The organism is Caulobacter sp. P1_B12_2 (genome assembly GCF_056406675.1).
The window spans coordinates 1-3,974 of record NZ_JBFTZS010000429.1; the positions used below are offsets into that span (position 1 = coordinate 1).

General features: G+C 71.0%; 4 protein-coding genes. 3 read left to right on the plus strand and 1 reads right to left on the minus strand.

The genetic code is table 11. From position 1 onward, the window contains the following. The 3 genes from astD to AC1DZ6_RS20790 form a co-directional block, all read left to right on the plus strand. A partial coding sequence (gene astD / locus AC1DZ6_RS20780; RefSeq protein WP_477099032.1) for a succinylglutamate-semialdehyde dehydrogenase occupies positions 1 to 1,394 on the plus strand: 1,394 nt, incomplete at its 5' end. Then, a complete protein-coding gene (gene astB / locus AC1DZ6_RS20785; protein ID WP_477099033.1) occupies positions 1,391 to 2,734 on the plus strand; it encodes an N-succinylarginine dihydrolase in 1,344 nt (447 codons plus the stop codon). The genes astD and astB, both read left to right, overlap by 4 nt. Before the next feature lie 2 nt (positions 2,735 to 2,736). Continuing rightward, positions 2,737 to 3,249: an N-acetyltransferase family protein gene (locus AC1DZ6_RS20790; RefSeq protein WP_477099034.1), complete on the plus strand. Its 513-nt coding sequence runs from the start codon at positions 2,737 to 2,739 to the stop codon at positions 3,247 to 3,249. Here the strand turns inward: AC1DZ6_RS20790 and AC1DZ6_RS20795 are convergent. Then, the coding region (locus AC1DZ6_RS20795; RefSeq protein ID WP_477099035.1) for a LytTR family DNA-binding domain-containing protein at positions 3,246 to 3,974 on the minus strand (729 nt) is incomplete at its 5' end. The genes AC1DZ6_RS20790 and AC1DZ6_RS20795 overlap by 4 nt on opposite strands.

Genomic DNA, 3,974 nt, shown 5'->3' on the forward strand with positions numbered 1-3,974 from the left:
CGGTCGATCCGACCACCGGCGAGGTGATCTGGCGTCAGGCGACCGCCGGCCCCGCCGACGTGGGGGCGGCCGTCGAGGCGGCGCGCAAGGCGTTCCCGGCCTGGGCCGACCTGCCGCGCGAAGAGCGGATCGCCGTCCTGCGCCGCTACAAGGACGTGCTGGTCACCCGCACGGGGAGCTTCGCCGAGGCCCTGAGCCGCGAAACCGGCAAGGCGCTGTGGGAGACCAAGGCCGAGCTGGGCTCRATGGCCGGCAAGGTCGAGGCCTCGATCAAGGCCTATGACGAACGCACGGGCGAACACGCCAGCGATATGGCGTTCGGTCGCGCCGTGCTGCGCCACCGTCCGCACGGCGTGATGGCGGTGCTGGGGCCGTTCAACTTCCCGGGCCACCTGCCCAACGGCCACATCGTGCCGGCGCTGCTGGCCGGCGACACCGTGGTGTTCAAGCCGTCGGAAGAGACGCCCCTGGCCGGTCAATTGCTGGTCGAGGCGCTGGAGGCGGCCGGCGTGCCGCCTGGCGTGGTCAATCTGGTGCAGGGCGGCCGCGAGGTCGGCCAGGCGCTGATCGACCAGGAGATCGACGGCCTGCTGTTCACCGGCTCGGCCGCCGCCGGCGCCGTCTTCCGCCGCCACTTCGCCGACCGCCCGGACGTGATCCTGGCCCTGGAGTTGGGCGGCAACAATCCGCTGGTCGTCTGGGACGCCGGCGACGCCGAGGCCGTGGCGGCCATGGTCGTGCAGTCGGCCTTTATCACGACCGGCCAACGCTGTTCGTGCGCCCGGCGCCTGATCGTGCGTGACGACGCGAGCGGGCAGGCGGTGATCGACGCCGTCGCCGCCTTGTCCGAGCGTCTGGTCATCGGGCCGTGGAACGGTCGCGAGGAGCCCTTCATGGGGCCGCTGATCTCGAACCGCGCCGCCGCCGCGGCCTTGGCCGGCGCCAAGGCCATGCCCGGCAAGGCCGTGCGCGCCATGACGGCCGTCGACGGTCTGAGCGGTGCGTTCGTCTCGCCCGGGCTGGTGGACGTGACCGGCGAGACCATCGCCGACGAGGAGTTGTTCGCGCCGCTGCTGCAGGTGCGCCGGGTCGGCTCGTTCGACGAGGCGATCGCCGCCGCCAACGCCACGCGCTACGGCCTGTCGGCCGGACTGATCTCCAAGGATGCGGCGCACTGGGATCATTTCCTGAAGCGCATTCGGGCCGGCGTCGTCAACTGGAACCGGCCGACCACCGGCGCGGCCGGGACCATGCCGTTCGGCGGCTTGGGCAGCTCAGGCAACCACCGGCCCAGCGCCTATTACGCGGCCGACTACTGCGCCTATCCCGTGGCCAGTTTCGAGGCGCAGGGCGTGGCCAATACCCTGGGCGATATCAAGGGCCTGCGCGAATGACTTCCCGCGCGGTCGAGGCCAATTGCGACGGCCTGGTCGGGCCGACCCACTCCTATGTCGGCTTGTCGCCAGGCAACATCGCCAGCCAGACCAACGCCGGCGAAATCTCCAATCCGCGCGCCGCGGTGCTGGAGGGCCTGACCAAGATGCGCAAGCTGGCTGATTGGGGCGTGCCGCAGTTCGTGCTGCCGCCGCACGAGCGGCCGGACCTGGCGCTGCTGCGTTCGGTCGGCTTCTCGGGCTCCGACGCCCAGGTGCTGGAAAAGGCCTGGAAGGACGCGCCCGCGCTGGCCGCCGCTTCCTGCTCGGCCTCGCCGATGTGGGCCGCCAACGCCGCCACGGTCACGCCCAGCGCCGACACGGCCGACGGCCGGGTGCACTTCACCCCGGCCAATCTGCTGACCAACCTGCACCGCAGCCTGGAGGGCGAGCAGACCACCCGAAGCCTGCGCCGGCTGTTTCCTGACCGGGATCGGTTCGCCGTGCATGAGCCGCTGCCGGCCCAGCCGCACCTCGCCGATGAGGGCGCGGCCAACCATGTGCGACTGTGCGCCGACCATGGCGAGGCGGGGGTCAATCTGTTCGTCTGGGGGCGCGAGGCCTGGGAGCGCTGGGACGGCCGCTATCCGGCCCGCCAGACCCGCGAGGCCTTCGAGGCGATCGAGCGCCGGCACGGCGCGGCGCGCGGCGTGTTCGCCCGCCAGGGCATGGCGGCGATCAACGGCGGCGCCTTCCACAACGACGTGGTCTGCGTCGGGACTCGCCAATGCCTGCTGTTCCACGAGCGTGCCTTCGAGGATCGCGCGGCGATGGAGGACGGCGTCCGTCGCGCCGCCGACGGCCTGTTCGAGCCGGCCTTCGTCGAGATCAGCGAGGCCGACCTGCYGATGGACGACCTGGTGAAGAGCTATCTCTTCAATTCCCAGCTCCTGGTCCTGCCCGGCGAGGACCGCCTTGTGCTGCTGGCGCCGGGCGAGACCCGCGACAACCCACGCGCCCACGCGGCCGCCCAGGCCCTGGCCGGCTCCAATGGCCCGATCGGCCGGGTCGAGTATGTCGATGTGCGCCAGAGCATGCGCAACGGCGGCGGTCCGGCCTGCCTGAGGTTGCGGGTCGTGCTGACCGACGCCGAGCTGGCGGCGACCAATCCTGGCCAACGGTTCGACGCGGGCCTGCACGGGCGCCTCAACGCTTGGGCCGAGCACCGCTACCGCGACCGTCTGGCCCCAGCCGACCTGACGGATCCGGCGCTGATCGTCGAGGGGCGTGAGGCGCTGGACGAACTGACGGCGATCCTCGACCTTGGCGGTGACTTCTATCCGTTCCAGCGAGCCGCCTGAGCATGAGCGACTTCACCGTCCGCCCCGCAACGTCGCAGGACGCCGAAGCCATCCTCGCATTGCATCGCAAAGTCGCTGCTCAGCCCGGCGGCCTGGCGCGCCAGCCTGACGAAGTGACGGCCGGCTACGTCGCCCACGCCTTGGAGGCCGCCGCCGACGGCGGGGTGAACCTGGTGGCCGTGAGCGCGGACGGGGCGCTGTGCGGCGAGCTGCATGTCGAGCGGATGCAGATCGCGATCTTCGCCCATGTGCTGACGGACCTGACCGTGGCGGTCGATCCGGATTGGCAGGGCAGAGGCGTCGGCTCGGCGCTGTTCCGCGCGCTGATCGACACGGCCAGGGCCATGACCCCGCCGGTCGGCCGGATCGAGCTCTGGACCGGCGCGGCCAATCTCGGCGCCCAGCGGCTCTATGAGCGGCTGGGTTTCAGGATCGAGGGACGGATGATCGGTCGGGGGCGGCTGCCGGACGGCACGGTCGACGACGACATCGTCATGGGCCTGCTGCTGAACTAGCCGCGGAGCGTCGTCAGGGCCTGGGGAAAGCGGCGCGAGAGCGGCGCCTCGACGGCGCCGAGCTCGACCGCATAGTCCCCCGAGCCCTCGGGCCGAAGGCCGGTCATCCGGGTGGGGTTCACCAGCCACGAGCGATGGGTGCGCAGGAAGCCGTGATCGGCCATCTGGGTCTCCAGGGCGCTGAGCGACGAGCGCATCAGCGGACGCCGACCGTCTGCCAGCAGGAACTCGGCATAGTTTCCGGCCGAACGCACCGCCAGGATTTCGGACACCGGCACGCGGACCAGGCGCGCGCCGTCGCGGATGTCGAAGCTGGGCGCGGTCGAGGTTGTCTGGGTGTGAGCGGCGGCCTCGCGGGCGCTGCGCCTCAGCGACAGATAATAGATGATCGAGGCCAGACCGTAGGCCATCAGGTCCTTGCGGAACTCGTAGGGGAACTCCGTGGACAGCGGCCCGAACTGGTAGGGACCGCCCATGAAGGCGAGGTAGGCCAGTTTGCGCAGCGCCACGAACCCCGAGACGTGCAGCACCGAGTAGAGCACGACCGCCACCAGGTGAATCGGAGCGGCCCGCCACCAGCGCGGAGCGGTTCGGGTCGTCCAGACGGCGACGGCGGCGGGGATCATGAAGATGGCCAGGGTCACCAGGGCGCTGCTGCCCTCCCAGATCGCCGGACCCAGCGTGCCGAGGCGTGGCGCGTCGTGGCGGAGAGTCAGGACATTGAC

Coding starts and splice junctions, on each gene's coding strand:
- AC1DZ6_RS20790 (WP_477099034.1), top strand. CDS start 2,737: ATGAGCGACTTCACCGTCCGCCCCGCAACGTCGCAGGACGCCGAAGCC.